General features: G+C 59.7%; 8 protein-coding genes. 2 read left to right on the plus strand and 6 right to left on the minus strand.

Annotated features, from left to right (window positions below; all coding sequences use genetic code 11):
- Nucleotides 1-55: 55 nt before the first annotated feature.
- Nucleotides 56-6007: a DUF5801 repeats-in-toxin domain-containing protein gene (locus tag F6R97_RS02400; RefSeq protein ID WP_315865971.1), complete on the plus strand. Its 5952-nt coding sequence runs from the start codon at nt 56-58 to the stop codon at nt 6005-6007.
- A 126-nt stretch (nt 6008-6133) separates the two neighbouring features.
- On the opposite strand, the gene F6R97_RS02405 is transcribed toward F6R97_RS02400, so the two are convergent.
- The 5 genes from F6R97_RS02405 to F6R97_RS02425 form a co-directional block, all read right to left on the minus strand.
- Nucleotides 6134-6877, minus strand: coding sequence for a response regulator transcription factor (locus F6R97_RS02405; protein WP_038983045.1), 744 nt, complete (start codon nt 6875-6877; stop codon nt 6134-6136).
- Between the two features lie 709 nt (nt 6878-7586).
- Nucleotides 7587-8966: a TolC family outer membrane protein gene (locus tag F6R97_RS02410; RefSeq protein WP_038983044.1), complete on the minus strand. Its 1380-nt coding sequence runs from the start codon at nt 8964-8966 to the stop codon at nt 7587-7589.
- A gap of 2 nt (nt 8967-8968) precedes the next feature.
- Nucleotides 8969-10282 (minus strand): HlyD family type I secretion periplasmic adaptor subunit, encoded by a 1314-nt coding sequence (locus F6R97_RS02415; RefSeq protein ID WP_050683129.1) that lies wholly within the window; start codon nt 10280-10282, stop codon nt 8969-8971.
- Complete coding sequence (locus tag F6R97_RS02420; protein WP_050683128.1) at nt 10263-12047, minus strand: type I secretion system permease/ATPase; 1785 nt, start codon at nt 12045-12047, stop codon at nt 10263-10265. The genes F6R97_RS02415 and F6R97_RS02420 overlap by 20 nt, the downstream gene beginning before the upstream one ends.
- Nucleotides 12048-12340: 293 nt before the next feature.
- A complete protein-coding gene (locus F6R97_RS02425) occupies nt 12341-12604 on the minus strand; it encodes a DUF2798 domain-containing protein (RefSeq protein WP_038983041.1) in 264 nt (87 codons plus the stop codon).
- Between the two features lie 126 nt (nt 12605-12730).
- Here F6R97_RS02425 and F6R97_RS02430 point away from each other — a divergent pair, with 126 nt between their 5' ends.
- A complete protein-coding gene (locus F6R97_RS02430; protein ID WP_038983040.1) occupies nt 12731-13657 on the plus strand; it encodes a LysR family transcriptional regulator in 927 nt (308 codons plus the stop codon).
- Between the two features lie 74 nt (nt 13658-13731).
- Here the strand turns inward: F6R97_RS02430 and F6R97_RS02435 are convergent, their stop codons facing one another.
- Nucleotides 13732-14739: an AraC family transcriptional regulator gene (locus F6R97_RS02435; RefSeq protein WP_038983039.1), complete on the minus strand. Its 1008-nt coding sequence runs from the start codon at nt 14737-14739 to the stop codon at nt 13732-13734.
- Nucleotides 14740-14810: the final 71 nt, after the last annotated feature.

Below are 14810 nucleotides of genomic sequence, written 5' to 3' on the forward strand. Positions count from 1 at the left end.
GTTGTAGAGGTCAATGGTCACACCTCAATGACCGCAATTGCTCGGGAGAACAATCATGGCTATTGCAATCACCGGCGAGGACGTTGTGCTGGACGAAACGGCCGGGTTACAGAACGCCACCGCCACTCCAACCCCTGCAGGCGACGCTGACGACAACGACATTCTGGTGGCATCCCTGCCCTCTTCCTTTTCTACCCGTTTGACCGCACTTGGAGCAGGTACCGCAACGGGTGCAGCTTTGAGTGGCTATACCGGTGCCGCGGGCGACACAGGCAGCAATGCGTTCACCCTCACCGACGCGTCCGGCATTACCGATATCAGCTTCGTCGACAGCGCTGGCGCACCGCTCGATGGCGTGGACAGCGGACTGTTTACCCTCGATGGCACCAGCATCCTTCTCTATACCGATACGGACAACAACATCCTTCTAGGCCGAGCCGGGGCCGCAGATGGCGCGATCGTGTTCGCTGCCTACATTGAAGAAACCGGATCGCCGGTCACGGGCGGCAAGATCTGGACCGTGGAGTACCAACCACTCAAGCACCCAGATGCTACGAACCCCGATGATTCGCTCAATCTGCTGGATAAGGTTTTCATCGGAGTCAGTCAGGACCTGGGATTCAGCCTGGCCGGTGCGCCCTCCGGCCAGAACCTGTTCCTGATGTTCACGAAACTGAACCCGACAACTGAAACGGTCGATGGTGTCGTGCGGATCACGGATCCAACCATCATCGCCACCGGTAAGAACCCCGCTGACCAGTCAAGCGGCGCCAATATAAACACTGGCGACACGATCAATACCAGCCAGGGGGGGGGCCCGACCACCATCGGCACCAACAGCCAGATGATTACGGAACAGGAAGGCATCCGCTTTTCGTTCGTCACGGGTGCCAGGCAGAATGTGACCGTTCCCAACCTCAGTCAGACCGAAGCCGATGTTGAGTCCAACATCGACTTTACCAGCGTCTACGATGCGACATCGGCCAGTTTCGACGTCGTGCAGCTGCAAAGCGGCAAGAGTGCCGTGGTAAAAATCAGCGCATTCAGCACCGCTGCTGAACCTGGCGTGAATTTCATCAACGGCTATACGGGCGATGCGCCGGTTGCCATCACCAATGTCAGCGTCATCAACATCAGCACCGGGCTGGTGATCGAGAATTCGGACGGATCGGTGAATGATCCGGCCATTGGCATCAGCTTTTCTGGTGGGGTTGCAACCATCACCGGCGTTTTGGCCGGCTACCAGATTGAATACACCACCACGGCGGATCACAACCGCGTACTCATCGAAAACGGGGCGGCGCTCGACGCCAGGGGCAATGACCACGCCGATTTTGATATCGGCGGCTTCACGCTGCGCGAAGCCTCTACTACGATCGCCGAAATCGGCTCCAAGATGATCTTCGAGGACGATGGGCCGAGCATCAGCGCCACCGGCACGGAGCCAACGCTAACGGTGGACGAAACGGTGCTGGCGACCGACGCCACGCAGAACTTTGCCGCCAACTTCACCTCGGCGTTTGGCGCTGATGGCCCAGGTACGCTGACCTATGCGCTGGGCGTGGTAGCGGGAGCCTCCGGGCTGACCGACACGGCCACCGGTGAGGCGGTCAACTTGTCGCTCAACGGCACCGTGGTCGAAGGCCGCACGGCCACCACCAACCTGCTGGTGTTCACCGTTAGCGTGGCCGCCAACGGTGACGTCACCCTCGATCAACAGCGGGCGGTGGTGCATCCCGATGCCACCAACCCGGATGATTCGACGAGTTTGACCTTGGACGATCTGGTCACGCTGACGGCGACCACCACCGACGGGGACGGCGACAGCGTCCAGGCGACGCTCAACATCGGTTCAAACCTGGTGTTCAAGGATGACGGTCCGAGCATCACCGCCACCGGCGAGGAGCCGACGCTGACGGTGGACGAAACGGTCCTGACAACCGATGCCACCCAGAACTTTGCCGCCAACTTCAGCTCGGCGTTTGGCGCTGACGGTGCGGGCACGCTGACCTATGCGCTGGGCGTGGTAGCGGGAGCCTCCGGGCTGACCGACACGGCCACCGGTGAGGCGGTCAACTTGTCGCTCAACGGCACTGTGGTCGAAGGCCGCACGGCCACCACCAACCTGCTGGTGTTCACCGTTAGCGTGGCCGCCAATGGTGACATCACGCTCGATCAACAGCGGGCGGTGGTGCATCCCGATGCCACCAACCCGGATGATTCGACGACGCTGTCGGCGGACAACCTGGTGACGCTGATAGCGACCGCAACCGACAAGGACGGCGATAGCGTCCAGGCAACCCTCAACATCGGCTCGAACCTGGTGTTCAAGGACGACGGCCCGAGTATCACCACCACCGGCGAGGAGCCAACGCTGACGGTAGACGAAACGGTGCTGACCACCGACGCCACGCAGAACTTTGCCGCCAACTTCACCTCGGCGTTTGGCGCTGATGGGCCGGGTACGCTGACCTATGCGCTGGGTGTGGTGGCGGGTGCCTCCGGGCTGACCGACACGGCCACCGGTGAGGCAGTCAACCTGTCGCTCAACGGCACCGTGGTCGAAGGCCGCACGGCCACGACCAACCTGCTGGTGTTCACGGTCAGCGTCGCCGCCAATGGTGACGTCACCCTCGATCAACAGCGGGCGGTGGTGCATCCCGATGCCACCAACCCGGATGATTCGACGAGTCTGACCTCGGACGATCTGGTGACGCTGACGGCGACCACCACCGATGGCGACGGTGACAGCGTTCAGGCAACCCTCAACATCGGTTCAAACCTGGTGTTCAAGGATGACGGTCCGAGCATCACCGCCACCGGCGAGGAGCCGACGCTGACGGTGGACGAAACGGTCCTGACAACCGATGCCACCCAGAACTTTGCCGCCAACTTCAGCTCGGCGTTTGGCGCTGATGGCGCGGGTACACTGACCTATGCGCTGGGCGTGGTGGCGGGAGCCTCCGGGCTGACCGACACGGCCACGGGCGAGGCAGTCAACCTGTCGCTCAACGGCACCGTGGTCGAAGGCCGCACGGCCACCACCGGCCTGCTGGTGTTCACGGTCAGCGTCGCCGCCAATGGTGACGTCACGCTCGACCAGAGCCGCGCGGTAGTGCATCCCGATGCCACCAACCCGGATGATTCGACGAGTCTGACCTCGGACGATCTGGTCACGCTGACGGCAACCGCCACCGATGGCGACGGCGACAGCGTCCAGGCAACCCTCAACATCGGTTCGAACCTGGTGTTCAAGGACGACGGGCCGAGCATCACCGCCACCGGCGAGGAGCCAACGCTGACGGTGGACGAAACGGTGCTGGCGACCGACGCCACCCAGAACTTTGCCGCTAACTTCAGCTCGGCGTTTGGCGCTGATGGACCAGGTACGCTGACCTATGCGCTGGGCGTGGTGGCGGGGGCTTCCGGGCTGACCGACACGGCCACCGGTGAGGCAGTGAACCTGTCACTCAACGGCACCGTGGTCGAAGGCCGCACGGCCACCACCAACCTGCTGGTGTTCACGGTCAGCGTCGCCGCCAATGGTGACGTCACCCTCGATCAACAGCGGGCGGTGGTGCATCCCGATGCCACCAATCCCGATGATTCGACGAGTCTGACCTCGGACGATCTGGTCACGCTGACAGCAACTACCACCGACGGGGACGGCGACAGCGTCCAGGCGACCCTCAACATTGGTTCGAACCTGGTGTTCAAGGACGACGGGCCAAGCATCACCACCACCGGCGAGGAGCCAACGCTGACGGTGGACGAAACGGTGCTGACGACCGACGCCACGCAGAACTTCGCCGCCAACTTCACCTCGGCGTTTGGCGCTGACGGTGCGGGCACGCTGACCTATGCACTGGGCGTGGTAGCGGGAGCCTCCGGGCTGACCGACACCGCCACCGGTGAGGCGGTCAACTTGTCGCTCAACGGCACCGTGGTCGAAGGCCGCACGGCCACCACCAACCTGCTGGTGTTCACCGTTAGCGTGGCCGCCAATGGTGACGTCACGCTCGACCAGAGCCGCGCGGTAGTGCATCCCGATGCCACCAACCCCGATGATTCGACGAGTCTGTCGGCGGACAACCTGGTGACACTGACGGCAACCACTACCGATGGCGACGGCGACAGCGTCCAGGCGACCCTCAACATTGGTTCGAACCTGGTGTTCAAGGACGACGGACCGAGCATCAGCACCACCGGTGAGGAACCAACGCTGACGGTCGACGAAACGGTACTGGCGACCAACGCCACTCAGAACTTCGCCGCCAACTTCAGCTCGACATTTGGCGCTGATGGCGCGGGTACGCTGACCTATGCGCTGGGCGTGGTAGCGGGAGCCTCCGGGCTGACCGACACGGCCACCGGTGAGGCGGTCAACCTGTCGCTCAACGGCGGTGTGGTGCAAGGCCGCACGGCCACCACCAACCTGCTGGTGTTCACGGTCAGCGTCGCCGCCAATGGTGACGTCACCCTCGACCAGAGCCGCGCGGTGGTGCATCCCGATGCCACCAACCCCGATGATTCGACGAGTCTGTCGGCGGACAACCTGGTGACGCTGACGGCCACCAAAACCGATGGCGACGGCGACAGCGCCCAGGCGACGCTCAACATTGGGCAAAACCTGGTGTTCAAGGATGACGGCCCGGCACTCGCGTTCGGTAACCTGATCGGTACCGGTAGCGTCCTGCCGCAAACCGGGTTCTGGAGCAAGTCGGCCGGTGCCGACGGGCTGAGTGCGGCTGGTCTGGATATTTCGGTGAATAGCCAGTTCACCCTCGTCAGACCAGACAACACGACCACCACCGGAACCGCCACGCTCACCGAGCTGGTGCCCTCACCGGACGCCAATGGCGCGTACCAATTCGCAGGGACGTTGACCGGCGATTTCGACAACAACGCCGCCACAGCGGATACCAGCGTCGACTACACGCTGACCGCCTATGCCGACGGCCGCTATGCACTGGATCTGGTGCAAGGCTTCAGTTCGGAGATCGTGCTCAGCACTGCCGATGGCGCGCTCGGTGCCGGCGGCCCGGATCCAGTGCGCACCTTGTTAATTCCAGAGCAGGATCCACCGACTATTCCTTCGCCATCTGAGGAGGTTGTGTTCTTTTCCGCGAAGGCACTTGCGTCCACTTCGGACATCCTGACCGGTATCGGCCTTGGGGAACCCGACCCCACCGAAGCCCAGATACAGACCAACCCCCTGCCCTCGTACATCGACCCGTCGGCCATGAACGTGAGCACGGCCGGCATCGGCGTCGCCAACAACCTGTTCCAGGGAGACAACCTGGCGGCAATCGGCGTTGACGACGAAAGTTTCGTCGTCAATCCGGAGAGCCTGCTGACGGGCATGAGGGTCTTCATCGACAACTCCGTGGGAGGTTACAACACGGCGACCGAGGACCTGTACTACAGGGCCTACTACGAGGATGGCACGTTCTCGAACCTCATCGAAGTGAACACCCTGACTCCGGAGGCAGGCGGACAGGTATCCTTCCTCATTGAGAGCGATGGCACGAATCTGATCGACGCTGTTCAGCTCACGATGGCCCGAGGCGAGATCAAGATCCCAACGATCCAGTTCATTCAGGAGAGCGAGAGCCTGGCCAGCGATGTCCAGCTGACGTTCAACGCGACGCTGACGGACAAGGATGGTGACTCGGCGACAAGTACGTTTGACGCCAACCTGTTCGCCAACGACGCGGCCGACGCCCTCTTCGACTTCTCGCTGGTGGGTACGGGCGGTGAGCGTGATGCCTTCAACATCGATTTGTCAGTCGATGAGAACCTGTATCAGGTCACCGGCTTCGATGCGAACGCAAACCTGCGAGACGCCCTGGTGCTCAACGGCGACCAGAGCGCGGTTGTCCAATCGATCGACATCAGCGGTGCAGACAGCATCGTCACGGTTGCCGAAACGGGCGGACAAGTCACGACCATCACCTTGGTCGGGGTCGATCTTCTGAGTAGCGACATTGTCTTTGGCAGCGTCTGAGAAACGCGAATAAAAAGATGCGAGGGTGGCGCAAGCCACTCTCGCATCTTTTTCAGTTCCAATAAGAGATCCGCACGATCGCATCACTCTGGGCACCTTACGGCAGCCACCGACAAGGACGGCGACTCAGAACCTCTTGTCTTGACGTGCAACCAAATCCAGTTCCACCCACGTGGATTCGGGTGGTTTTTCGTTGTTGATGAGCCCGTGCTTCAGCGCATACATCAGCAAGTCGATGCGATTGATCAGATTAAGCTTTTGATAAATGTTGCTGAGGTGGTTGTGCACGGTGTGTTCACTGATGCCCAGGCGCCCTGCGATGCTCATGTATTTGGCGGACGGATCCCCCACAATGGCGCGAATCAGTTCCCTCTCGCGCAGCGTCAGCCGCGCCTGTTTTGCCTGCTCCAGATTGCATTTCAAGTGAATATTTCCGGTCGCGGAATAGCCTGAAAGCCCACCGGCCCAGGCTCTATCTTTTCCGGTGTCGCGGTGGTGGACCGTGATGATGGCCTGGATGATCGATTCCGTCGGGTCTTCCGCCAGCACGATACCGCGTGCGCCCGCCTCTATTGCCTGGGCAACAGGGACGGCTTCGTACAGGCCCTTGAGCACCAGCACTTTCATTTCGGCGCTGCGGGTGAGCCCCGCAACGACCTCCAATGGGTTCAGCGCATCTGGAAAGAAACTGAAAAAAATCACATTGGGACGCAACTGATCGGCAAGATCCAGCGCATTGGTATAGGTGGTGGCCTGGCCGCTCACTTCCATCTGAGGCTTTCTGGCATTGATCAAATCTTGAAGGCCCATGAGAACGAGGGGACGACAATCGATCAGCATCACGCGTATTGGTTTTTTGTGGGTCGTCATACGTTCCTGACTCCCTTGAAGATTAACTCTGACCTCCCTCCCTTGGCCTTCATGGATCAGCAGCTCCCTCACCTGACCACCGTGATCGAAGGACAGATGCGAGCGCCGACAGGCCTAATGGTGCCCACCCGGCTATTCATCCCTGGGGGACACTTCCACTGGCTTCACCGGCAGGCGTTGCGGACGTTTCCAAAAGCCGGGCAAAGCCATCGAGGCAACATAAATAGGAATAATCATCAATAGCTTGCGCATGATTGATGTGCTCCCTCGATCTGTTCAACTGAGTCTAGGCCAGACCAGCACACTGCCAGCACGCCCATCCGCCAGTCGTCGACTCAAGCTTCATGCGAGTAGCCCGGTCGATCTTCCCAAGGGTGCCCTCCCCCTAAGAAATCAAGGTGTTAGGCTTGCGCCAGGCGAACTGCGAGCAATCCTGATTCCGATCAAAATCGTCAATTAACCGACGAATGGTGTGAAAGCAAGCACGCAATAAACTCTGACGTCAATTTTTCGGCGAAGCTCACCTCGCAGAGCCATGGGAAAGCTCTCCCACTCGTGGTTTTTGCCTTCCGGTGCGCTCGGGCAACAGCGACTGCGGTGCTCGAGTTTTTTGCGACAACGCCACAGCAACCACCACCTGAACTGCTGGAGGTTATGGCTCAAATTGGCGGCCAGTCGGGATGGGGATACACGGTCGGTATTGCGGGGATCAGGGGGATGTGAGCTTTTGGCTGGAGCTGCCGGGGCTCAACCAGCCATTAACGCTTTCGACACTTTCGGCAGGCAGCTTTCCCGCCCAGCGGTTGAGCGTGAGGACATTGGTGACGAACTCGTATTGCGTCTTGAGCAGGTCACGACGAGCCCGGAATTCGTTGCGTACGCTGGTCAGTACATCGACGGCATTGACCATTCCGTAATCAAGCGCTTTCTCTGCCGCCACTCTCGACAGCTGGGCCGAGGCCAGGGCATTTCGGCTTGCACTGATCTTTTCTCCGCTCGAATTGGCAGTCAGGTAAGCGCTGGTGATCTCCTTGACCACCCGGCGCCGGATCGCTTCCAGTTCCTGCTCGGCGGTAATCTGATCCTGGTAGAGCCCACGGACCCGCGCCGAGGTCGAGCCGCCGCTGTACAGCGGCACTTGCACGCCAATACCGGCGACATAACTGTCGGTGCGCGGCGCCAGGGCATTGTTGTAGCCCTCGTTGGTCTGCTGCGCGCTCAGCGTAAGGCTCAGGGTCGGATAGTGCCCGCCCTTGCCGCTGCGCAACGCAGCGCCCGCTGCTTCGACACCGCTTTCGTTGGCCTTCAGCGCCGGGTTTAGCGCTATACCCTCGCGCACCCAGGTTTCCAGACTCTGCGCCGAAACTCGTAGTTGCACGTCATCGCGAATCCGGTTGAGCTTCTCCTTGACCGGACGGCCGACGATCTCCGCCAGTGCCTCGCGACTGATACTGGCCTGGTTCTGGGCATCCAGCTCCTGCGCCGCCAGCAAATCTACCCGGGCCTTGAGGTCGAGCTGATCAGTAATCATTGCCAGCTGCTTTTCGTACAACGCATTGACTCGGTCCAGACTCTTTTGCGTGGTTCGACGCTCCGCCCTCACCAACTCCAGTTCATCTTCGGCCGCCAACGCGGTGAAGTAACGCTCCGCCAAGTCCACCGTGGCTTCGGCCTGGGCATCCAGCGCTTGCGATTCGGACTGCCTGGCCAGGCTTTTGAATTTTTGGTAGTTCTCCCACGCGGTCTTGTTGTAGAGGTACTGACGCAGCACCAGGCTGTAGTTTTCGCTATCGTAACTTTGCTCCACCAGGTCGCTCTCCTGATGAATCCGATTCGTCCCGGCATTGAGCGATACCTGCGGGAACAGCGCACCCATAGCCTCGCGCTGATGCTCCTTACCCGCCTGCGCTTGCGCATAGGAGGCCAATACCCGCGGGTCCTCCAGCCGTGACTCACGATACAACTGCATGAGGTCGGTGGAAAACGTCGAGGCGCTGACCCCGGTCGGCGTTGCCGCAATGGTTTGCGCCAGGGCGGCACCCGCTGCAAGCATAAACACACCGCCCAGCAGAACTGCCGACGCGCTCATGGTTATTCCTCGATCATCGATTGAGCCATGGCATCGCGAGCCGGCTGCATCAAGTACTGCAACAACGTGCGTTGCCCGGTGATGATTAATACGTCCGCCGGCATCCCCGGCAACAACTTGCGTTCACCCAAGGTACGCGCACCCTCCTCGGTTACCCGCACCCGCGCCAGGTAATAGGCCGTCCCGGCCTTTTCGTTGACCAGCCGGTCAGCCGATACGCTGCTGACCTCGCCTTCGATCACGGGAGTGGTCGAGCTATTGAACGCGCCGAAACGGATATCGGCACGCTTGCCGATGGCGACACGATCAATATCCACTGGCGCCACCTGGGCCTCGATGACCAACTCGGAAACCGATGGAACGATATCCAGCAACGGCGTCGCCGGGCTCACCACACCACCAATGGTGTGCACTGTCATGCCAATCACCATGCCCGCGTCGGGTGCGCGGATGACGATACGACTGAGCCGGTCTTCCAGGGACGAGGTTTTCTCTTGCAGGTCGTACATCCGGGTCTGAACCTCGGCCAGCTCCTTGACCACCTCGGTACTGAAATCCTTGTCGATTTGCAGAATCTGCAGCTGTGTTTCGTTGATCTGCAGACGAGTCTTGTTAATAGCGGACCGGTGATCAGCCACCTCCGACCTGAGCATCCCCAGCTTGCGCTCCTGATCGAGCAGACGTTGTTTGTCAACGAACCCTTGCTTGAGCAGGTCGGTCAATTCAACGATTTCACCGCTGTAGGATTTTTCCAGATGAACCTTGGCAGCAATCATCGATTCCAGTCCCTTGATCTGTTGATTCAACTGGCCAATGCGCTCGCGTAACACCGCAATCTGGCCCAGCCGCGAGCCCTGCCGGGCGTTGAATACCTGCGTCTCGCCCTGACGCGCTTCCACTCCTCGCAGACTCTCGGAATCGGCTATCTCCCCAAAGCTGATCGCCGACAGTGTGTCGCGCTCGGCCCTGAGCCTTGCCTCCATGGCTCTGGTCGCAACCAGCTGACCTCGGGATATCTCGTATTCGAAGCGCAACTGGGCATCATCAAGAATGATCAGCGGATCACCACCCTTGACGATGTCACCGTCATGGACCAGTACCGCTTTGACGATGCCGCCTTCAGGATGCTGGACCGTTTTGCGGTAAGTCTGCACGGTGACCACCCCCGGCGCGTACGCGGCACCGTCGAGGGGCGCAAGCGCCGCCCAGGTGCCGAACAGGCCGAAGGTCACCCCAACAATACCAATGCCCAAGCGGCGTACTTTACGGTCGGATATCGGCAGGCCGGCGAAGCTTTCAATTTGACGACTGGGCATCGTAGGGTTCATCGGCATCACCCTTGCTGGTTTTGACCGAAGCCATGCTGGCGCCTGCCGACATGGCGTGCTTTTGTGCCTGCTGTCTCTGTGCGTTGAGTTCGGCGAGTACCTGCTCGCGTGGCCCGTAGAGACTGATAACCCCTGCGTTAATCACCATGAGTCGGTCAAGTTGCGACACGATGTTGGTTCGGTGGGTAATGACAAACAGGGTCGCGCCGCTCTGCTTGAGCTGCTGGATGGCTGCCACCAGGGCGCGATCACCGACTTCGTCAAGATTGGAGTTGGGCTCGTCGAGAATAATCAGCCGCGGGCTGCCATACAGGGCACGGGCCAGTCCGATGCGCTGGCGCTGCCCTCCCGACAGCATGAGGCCCTCGCTGCCAATGACGGTGTCGTAGCCATCGGGCAACAGCAAAATCATTTCGTGAACGCCAGCGGTCCTGGCAGCCTGAATGACTTTTGCCGAGTCGACCTCGGTGAAGCGGGCAATGTTCTCGCTGACACTGCCTTCGAATAGTTCAATGTCCTGGGGCAAGTAACCTATATACGGCCCAAGTTCATGTTTGTCCCACGCGCTGATGTCAGCGCCATCGAGCCGGACCACGCCATACAGCGGCGCCCATACCCCTATCAGTGCCCTGGCCAAAGTCGACTTGCCCGCGGCACTTGGACCGATGATGCCGACAACGCAGCCGGCAGGTACGCTGAAACTTATGTTGTTGATGATCGGGGTTTTCGAGCCAGGTGCCGCGACGACCAGATTCTCCACCTGCACGTGCCCCTGAGGCGCAGGCAATGACATGCGTTCGGGCTGAGCCTGTTGTTTGTCGAGGATGTCGTTGAGACGGCCGTATTGCGAGCGAGCCGCAATAAAGCCCCTCCAACTGCCGATGATCAGATCGATGGGGGCCAATGCTCGCCCTAGCAGTACGGCCCCGGCAAACACCAGGCCTGCCCCTACCTGATTGTCCACGGCCAGGTACGCCCCCAGGCCAAGGATCAGTGATTGCACCAGGATCCGGAACGTCCTGGAAAGCGTGCTGACGATGGCACCTCTATCGCTTGCCTCGGCCTGCAGCAACAGGACGTTTCTTTGGCGCAGTCCCCAACGGTCCATAAGGGTTTCAAGCATGCCCATGGATTCGATGACTTCAGCGTTGCGCAGATTTTTCGTGGTGTAGAGCGTCGCGCCGATATGTTCCTTGTTCGCCTGGGCCAGCGCCGGCCCCGTCAGCCTCTCATTGATAAACGCGAGCAATAACAACAGCAGCGCACTGCCCGTCGCTACCCAGCCAAACCAGGGATGAAACATGAACATCACGGCGATATAGATAGGCAACCAGGGCGCATCGAAGAAGGCGAACAAACCGTTACCGGAGAGAAATTGTCTCAGGCCCGTCAAGTCGTTGAGCGACTGGGCCGAGGCATCCATCCCGCCACTGTCCAGAGCCCGTTTGAAACTGGCCTTATAGACCTGGCGACTCAGCAACACATCCAGCCGGGTACTGACCCGAACCATGATGCGCGAACGGATCCATTCCAGGGAGCCGAGCGTGATGATCAGCCCGGTCATGATCAGCGTCAGCATTGCCAGGGTTGTCAGGCTTCCGCTGGCCATCACCCGCCCATACACCTGAAGCATATAGAAGGTAGGCACGAGCATTAGCGCGTTGATGAAAAAGCTGAAAAAACCGACAGAAATGAAGCTGTCTCTACAGGCTTTCAACGCATTTTTCAGGCTGTTTTCAGGTGTGCTTCGCATTGCAACCCCTGCTCGAAAAGCCATACCTCGTGGAGCTTAGATCATGCGAAACGACTGTGCGTAGCCATTGGCCGGATCGCTTCAACCCGCGGCAACGACTCGACGGTGAGGAGCGCAAGCGATCGGCGACGACGCCAGGATGCGCTATGACGTGCTGTCGCCCTTATCGCGGGGCTGATGAGAGGTTTGTGGTGCCGGTTACTGGCCAAATAGCACTTCGTCGTGCGCCCTCCTTCACTTATGGCAAATCCGATGGTCGGCACCGACAGGCCGTACTTCGTTGACCAGATCTCTCAATGAGTCTGCACGGTCCACGCCACAAGTCGGGCAACGATTGGGCGCACGACGAGCACGCAGACGAACGCCGAAGGCATTGCCACCTGGTACGCATTCATCACATTTTCCATGTAATGTTCGCCTATTCCGAATTCAGCGATTGTGATGACGAGACACATGAGAAACGCCATGATAGTGGCCATGTAAAGCGCAAAGACGTAAGGCGTCGCGTGTTTAGGCAAGCGAAAACGTGCAGTATTTCTAGCTGTTCTATCGGTCATCGATTTGAGCCTTGTCGATCTTGAGTGGCGAGAGCGGCTAACCTAGCAAGCTGCCGAACGCGCCGGTAGACGCGTGACGCTTGAATCATTCTTAAGAAAAATCAACGAATCGAGCAAGGGCACCCGATGGATATTCTTGGTTTGATCAATACCTATATCCGTGTGGTAGAAAACGGCAGCATCGCGGCGGCGGCCCGTGCCCAAGGCATGAGCGCTGCGGCGGTCAGCCAGAGCATCACGCGGCTCGAAGCCCACTTGGGCGTGCGCCTGCTCTCTCGTACGACCCGGAGCATGGCGCTCACCGAAAGCGGCACCCGCTATTTCGAGAAGGTGCGCCACATTCCGGGCGATATTGATCTCGCCTCGCAAGCTGCCACGGTCGAAACCAAGCCACATGGGTCGCTTTGCATCGCCACCACGGCGGCATTTGGTCGGCATGTACTCGCGCCATTAATGCCCGCATTCAAGGACGCCTACCCGCGCATCAACATCGAACTGATCAGTACGGATCGCAGCGTCGATCATCGGCTCGAGGGCGTCGACGTCAGCATCCGTATTGAAGCGCAGCTGAACGATCAGCTCATCGCCCGGCGTATCGCCTCGCGTCCTTTCGTGTTCTGCGCGTCACCCGCGTATCTCGACCGCGCGGGCATGCCGACAACACCAGAGGAGCTGAAGCAACACACTTGCCTTGTCTTTCGCTATCCAACTGATGGTCGTTTTCTGCCCTGGACCTTTGTACTCAATGGCAGCCGTTTCGAAGCCAAAGTCAATCCGGGCTTCGTCTGCGATGATATTGATACGATCGCGCAGATTGCTGTAAACGGCGGCGGGATCGCACGCCTCGCCAGCTTCGTCGCTCAGCCATTGATCGACAGCGGCCGACTACTGCCATTGTTCGAGTCGGGCAATCGCAATGCAGCTTGCGCAGAGCCTGAACCGATGCACATCTATGCCTGCGTCACCGAGCGATCGGCTTTGAATGCGAAGGTGCGCGCGTTCATCGATTTTCTTGAACGAGAGATGCAAAGCCAGTCGTATGGGCTCGCATAAGCGCTCTTTCTCTTGCGCAGTTCGGCACTCAAAACCAGACCATTAAAGGCTTGCCGTGACCCAACGAGCAGGGCTCACTCCTGAAACCGCACCCGATACCGCCCCGGGCTCTCCCCCGTCCATTTCTTGAACGCCCGATGAAACGCACTCGGCTCCTGAAATCCCAACTGTTCGGCAATATCGCTGATGCTCGCCTTGCTCTGGCGCAACCGTTCAAACGCCACCGCGCGCCGCACTTCATCCTTGATTTCCTGATACGAACAGCCTTCACTTCCCAGCTTCCGGCGAAAGGTGCTGGGGCTCAGGTGCTGCTCCAGGGCGAAGGCCTGCAAGGTCGGCCATTCGCTGTAATGGCTGTGGCGCAGGCGTTGATGCACCTGCGACGCCAGCCCATGCTGGTTGCGGAAGCGGATCACCAGCCATTGCGGTGCGGTGCGCAAAAACACTTTCAGCGAGGCAAGGTCTTGAACCACCGGCAGCCGCAGGTAGTGACTGGCGAACTCGATTTCGGTGCGTTCGGTGCCAAAGGTCAGGTTGGGGCCCCAGAGCATCGCATCATCACGCAGCGACAAACGCTGATGACGAAAGTCCGCACGATCAATCGGAATGCGCCGCCCGCCCAGCCAGCACAGCAGACTGATCATCAACACCAGAAACGTTTCTTCGCCCAACCGGCTGACCTCGCTGTCCTGCGAACGGGTCTGCAAGCTGATGACCGCACGCTTGCCGCGCACACTCAACGTGCCGCGAAAATCACGCAGGAACAGGGCGAAATTGGCCAGGCACTGACGCATGGCCTTTTCCAGCGTCGGCTCCTGAATCAATGCCCGACAGATCAAGGCAAAACTGCCCGGCGGCATACCATGGGAGTCCAACTGGAAAAATTCGTCGTTCAACTCACGAATCTGCACCAGCCATAACGCGGCGAAAGCCGTGGCCGGCACCCGTGCCGTCGGTTGATCCAACAGTGCCGGATCAATTCCCACCTGTTCAAGTACTGCCCGCAGACGCTGCGGTTCCTCACGTAACGCATGGATCATGGGGTACATGAAGTAAACCGCCACCGAATCCGTTTCCCGCATTTGAATGCCTCTCTCGTCAAATCTGAATATGGCAAAAAACGCCATCACCCTTGAACAGTTTTGGCATAGGC

Source organism: Pseudomonas sp. JV414 (assembly GCF_032424305.1).
GTDB classification, from domain to species: domain Bacteria; phylum Pseudomonadota; class Gammaproteobacteria; order Pseudomonadales; family Pseudomonadaceae; genus Aquipseudomonas; species Aquipseudomonas lini.

Coding starts and splice junctions, on each gene's coding strand:
- F6R97_RS02435 (WP_038983039.1), bottom strand. CDS start 14,739: ATGCGGGAAACGGATTCGGTGGCGGTTTACTTCATGTACCCCATGATC.
- F6R97_RS02425 (WP_038983041.1), bottom strand. CDS start 12,604: ATGACCGATAGAACAGCTAGAAATACTGCACGTTTTCGCTTGCCTAAA.
- F6R97_RS02420 (WP_050683128.1), bottom strand. CDS start 12,047: ATGCGAAGCACACCTGAAAACAGCCTGAAAAATGCGTTGAAAGCCTGT.
- F6R97_RS02410 (WP_038983044.1), bottom strand. CDS start 8,966: ATGAGCGCGTCGGCAGTTCTGCTGGGCGGTGTGTTTATGCTTGCAGCG.
- F6R97_RS02430 (WP_038983040.1), top strand. CDS start 12,731: ATGGATATTCTTGGTTTGATCAATACCTATATCCGTGTGGTAGAAAAC.
- F6R97_RS02415 (WP_050683129.1), bottom strand. CDS start 10,282: ATGCCCAGTCGTCAAATTGAAAGCTTCGCCGGCCTGCCGATATCCGAC.
- F6R97_RS02405 (WP_038983045.1), bottom strand. CDS start 6,877: ATGACGACCCACAAAAAACCAATACGCGTGATGCTGATCGATTGTCGT.
- F6R97_RS02400 (WP_315865971.1), top strand. CDS start 56: ATGGCTATTGCAATCACCGGCGAGGACGTTGTGCTGGACGAAACGGCC.